The 4,122-nt window shown below is 72.1% G+C and carries 3 protein-coding genes and 1 pseudogene; all 4 read left to right on the forward strand.

Translation table 11 applies throughout. The features are described 5' to 3' along the window. Positions 1-153: 153 nt before the first annotated feature. The gene (locus ACJA3G_RS31700; protein WP_406556490.1) at positions 154-1,425 is read left to right on the forward strand and encodes a sensor histidine kinase; all 1,272 of its coding nucleotides are present in this window, start codon (positions 154-156) and stop codon (positions 1,423-1,425) included. Beyond that, entirely contained in the window at positions 1,410-2,057 is a 648-nt protein-coding gene (locus ACJA3G_RS31705; protein ID WP_406556491.1) for a LuxR C-terminal-related transcriptional regulator, read from the forward strand. Before ACJA3G_RS31700 ends, ACJA3G_RS31705 begins: the two co-directional genes overlap by 16 nt. An 82-nt stretch (positions 2,058-2,139) precedes the next feature. Further along, positions 2,140-3,285 (forward strand): methyltransferase, encoded by a 1,146-nt coding sequence (locus ACJA3G_RS31710; protein WP_406556492.1) that lies wholly within the window; start codon positions 2,140-2,142, stop codon positions 3,283-3,285. A gap of 141 nt (positions 3,286-3,426) precedes the next feature. Then, positions 3,427-4,122 (forward strand): annotated as a pseudogene (locus ACJA3G_RS31715) (hypothetical protein); the annotation flags it as partial.

Raw genomic sequence — 4,122 nt, forward strand, 5'->3', positions numbered from 1 at the left:
CCTCCCGCACCGGTCGCGGAAGGGCAGGATACGAGGTCGGGGGGGTGTTGCCAGGTACACCCCGGCCGGGGGGACCGGCCCCGTGACCGCGCCCGTGCGGCGCGGTCAGACTGGGTCCGCAAGCACGCGGGACCACGAAGGGGGACGAGGACGATGGTGACACGTATACGGGCGGGGCTGCTCGCCGGCGGCAGGGGGTTCGGTCTGTCGACCAGCGCCATGGCCGTCGGGATCTTCCTGTTCACCCTGGCCGTCGTGTCGATCGCCCTGATCCCGGTGGGCGTCGGTGTGTTCACCACCCCGGCCGTGCTCGACGCGGTACGGGTGTACGCCAACCGGCGCCGCTCCCTCGCCCGGGAGTGGCTGGGGATGGAGATCGCCGTGCCGTACCGGGCCCTGCCCCGCGAGCGGGCCGGGGTGAGCGGTGCGGCCGAGCGGTGCCGGCTGCTCCTGAAGGACCCGGCGACCTGGCGCGACCTGCAGTGGCTGTTCGTCGACATGACGGCCGGCGGCCTCGTCGCCGCCCTGGCGCCCGCGCTGCTCCTCTACAGCGTGTGGGGCACGGTGCTGGCGGCGGGCGTCTGGAAGCCGATCGACGAGGCGGGCGGCGGTCTGTGGTTCACCTTCCTCCACGTCACCTCGCAGTCCACGGCCTTCCTGGCGGCGCTCCTCGGCATCGCGTACACCGTCCTCGGTCTCTTCGTGAACCCGGCCCTGATCCGGGCCAACTTCGCGATGTCCCGCTCGCTGCTCTCCCCCACCCGGGAGCAGGCGCTCGCCCTGCGGGTGGAGCGCCTGACCGAGACCCGGCACGACGCCGTGGACACCTCGGCCGCCGAGCTGCGCCGTATCGAGCGCGATCTCCACGACGGGGCGCAGGCACGGCTCGTCGCGGTGGGCATGAGCCTGGGGACCGTCGAGGCGCTGATCGAGAAGGACCCGGCGCAGGCCAAGGCGCTGCTCGCCCGGGCGCGCGAGTCGTCCGCCGAGGCGCTGACGGAGCTGCGCGACCTGGTCCGGGGCATCCACCCGCCGGTGCTGGCCGAGCGAGGTCTGGGGGACGCGGTGCGCGCGCTGGCGCTGCGCCTGCCGGTGCCGGTCGAGGTCGACGTCCAACTGCCGGCCGGGCGCGCCGACGCCCCGGTGGAGTCGGCCGCGTACTTCGCGGTGAGCGAGGCCCTCACCAACGCGGTCAAGCACGCCGAGGCGGACCGCATCTGGGTCGACCTGTCGTACTCGTACGAGAGCGGGGCGCTGCGCATCACCGTCACCGACGACGGGCACGGCGGGGCGCGGGTGGGCGGCGGGTCCGGGCTGAGCGGTCTGGAGCGGCGACTGGGTACATTCGACGGCGTCCTGGCCGTCAGCAGTCCCGTGGGCGGCCCCACCATGGTGACCATGGAGATTCCTTGCGCGTTGTCCTAGCCGAAGATCTCTTCCTGCTCCGCGACGGGCTCGTACGGCTGCTGGAGGCGTACGACTTCGAGATAGTCGCGGCGGTCGAGACCGGGCCCGAACTGACCAGGGCGCTGGCGGAGTCGGAGCCGGACGTGGCGATCGTCGACGTACGGCTGCCGCCCACCCACACCGACGAGGGCCTCCAGTGCGCGCTGGCCGCGCGGCGGGCCCGGCCGGGGCTGCCGGTGCTCGTCCTGTCCCAGCACGTGGAGCAGTTGTACGCGCGCGAGCTGCTGGCCGACGGGAACGGCGGGATCGGCTATCTGCTGAAGGACCGTGTCTTCGACGCGGAGCAGTTCGTGGACGCGGTGCGGCGGGTGGCGGGCGGGGGCACCGCCATGGATCCCCAGGTGATCTCGCAGCTCCTCTCGCGCCGGTCGCGGGAGTCGCCGGTGGGCCGGCTCACCCCGCGGGAGCTGGAGGTCATGGAGCTGATGGCCCAGGGGCGGTCCAACGCGGCGATCGCGCAGCAGCTGGTGGTGACGGAGCGGGCGGTCGCCAAGCACACGTCCAACATCTTCGCGAAGCTGGGGCTGCCGGTGTCCGACGACGACAACCGGCGGGTGCTGGCCGTGCTGGCCTATCTGGAGCGCGGCTGATCGCGGGCGGCCCGGCCCCCTCCACGCGTCGGTGGCGTGGAGCCCCGGCCCCGGCGGGTTAGCCTGGCGGACAATGAACCGGATGACCACGCCCTGGGGCGCGTACGAACTGACCCGTTTTCCCGAGGACCCGCGCGACCCGCTGCGGGCCTGGGACGCCGCCGACGAGTATCTGCTGCGGCATCTGGAGGGCATCGACCTCTCGGGGTCCGTGGTCGCCCTCGGTGACCGGTGGGGCGCCCTGACGACCGCCCTCGCGGCCCGGGGCGCGGGCTCGCTCACCCAGATCGGCGAGTCCTTCCTCGGGCAGGAGGCGACCAGGGCCAACCTGGCGCGGGCGGGCGTGGCCGGGGACTCCGTCACGCTGCTGTCCACCCATGACGAGCCGCCCGCCCGGGTGGACGTGCTGCTGGTGCGCGTACCGAAGAGCCTGGGCCTCCTGGAGGACCAGCTGCACCGGCTCGCGCCCGCCGTGCACGCGGGCACCGTGGTCGTCGGCACCGGCATGGTGAAGGACATCCACACCTCCACCCTGAACCTCTTCGAGCGCATCCTCGGCCCGACGAAGACCTCGCTGGCCGAGAAGAAGGCCCGGCTGATCTTCTGCGAGCCGGACCCGGACCTGGCCCGGCCGGTGAACCCGTGGCCGCTGACGTACTCGCTGGAGATGGGTATCGGCCCCGCCTCCGGGCTCGCCGTCACCAACTACGCGGGCGTGTTCTGCGCCGACCGCCTCGACATCGGCACCCGCTTCCTGCTCCAGCACCTGCCCACGCGGACGGGCCCGGACCGGGTCGTCGACCTTGGCTGCGGCAACGGCATCGTGGGCACCGCGGTGGCGCTCGCCAACCCCGAGGCGCGAGTGGTGTTCACGGACGAGTCGCACCAGGCGATCGCCTCGGCCCGGGCGACCTTCCGGCTCTGCGTGGGCGCGGCCCGGGAGGCCGACGCCGAGTTCCGGCTCGGTGACGGGCTGAGCGGGTTCCCGCCGGGCACGGCCGATCTGGTGCTCAACAACCCCCCGTTCCACACCCATCAGGCGACCACCGACCGCACCTCCACGCGGATGTTCACGGACGCGCGCGAGGCGCTGCGGCCGGGCGGTGAGCTGTGGGTCGTCGGCAACCGGCACCTGGGCTACCACCTCAAGCTCCAGCGGCTCTTCGGCAACAGTGAACTCGTCGCCAGCGACCCGAAGTTCGTGGTGTTGCGCGCGGTCAAGCGCTGACCGGTGTTCCTGGAGATACCTACGAAATAGCCGGGGCGTTGAACGCCCCACGCGCCCCTTGCGTATGGAACGACGCGCTGCTTCAAGCGAAGGAGTTCCATGGGACGCTCAATACGAAAACGGCCGACCTTCCCTCGGCGGATGACGATGGCCGCCGCGGCACTCTTCATCGGTGGGGGCGGCCTTGTCGCGGTGAATGTGTACGCCTCGGCGAGCGACGATCCGGGGAAGGCCCAGGTACGGGCCGCCCCGGTGACGAACGCCTCGACGATCGACTGTCCGGACGTGTCCAACAGCCTTCCGGACGTGCCGGAACCGGCCCGCCCCGAGGTGGACCGGGAACTGGCGGCCATTGATACGCAGATCACCGACGCATACGAGAAGTTCGCCTCGAACAAGGATCAGGTCGACCGCGATCCCGGCTATGCCCAACAAGCCGTACTGGGTCCGCTGAAGGACAAGCGGACGGCATCGCTCGACCGGATCGCCGTGGCCGTCGGCCGCAGTGGCGGAAAGCAGCCGCAGGGTATGCAGGGCCTCGCGCCGTGCACCCTGCGCGCGGACGACGACGCCAGGGGCGGGGGCGGCTCGGGAGCCGCCGGACAGGCCCAGGGCCAGAACCAGGGTCAGGGGCAGGGCCAAGGACAGAGTCAGTGGCCCGGCCAGGGGCAGAACCAGGGACAGAACCAGGGTCAGGGGCAGGGGCAATGGCCCGGCCAGGGCCAGAACCAGGGCCAGGGCCAGAACCAAGGCCAGGGGCAGAACCAGGGACAGAACCAGGGTCAGGGGCAGGGGCAATGGCCCGGCCAGGGCCAGAACCAGGGCCAGGGCCAGAAC

Source organism: Streptomyces sp. YS-3 (genome assembly GCF_045257485.1).
Lineage (GTDB): Bacteria > Actinomycetota > Actinomycetes > Streptomycetales > Streptomycetaceae > Streptomyces.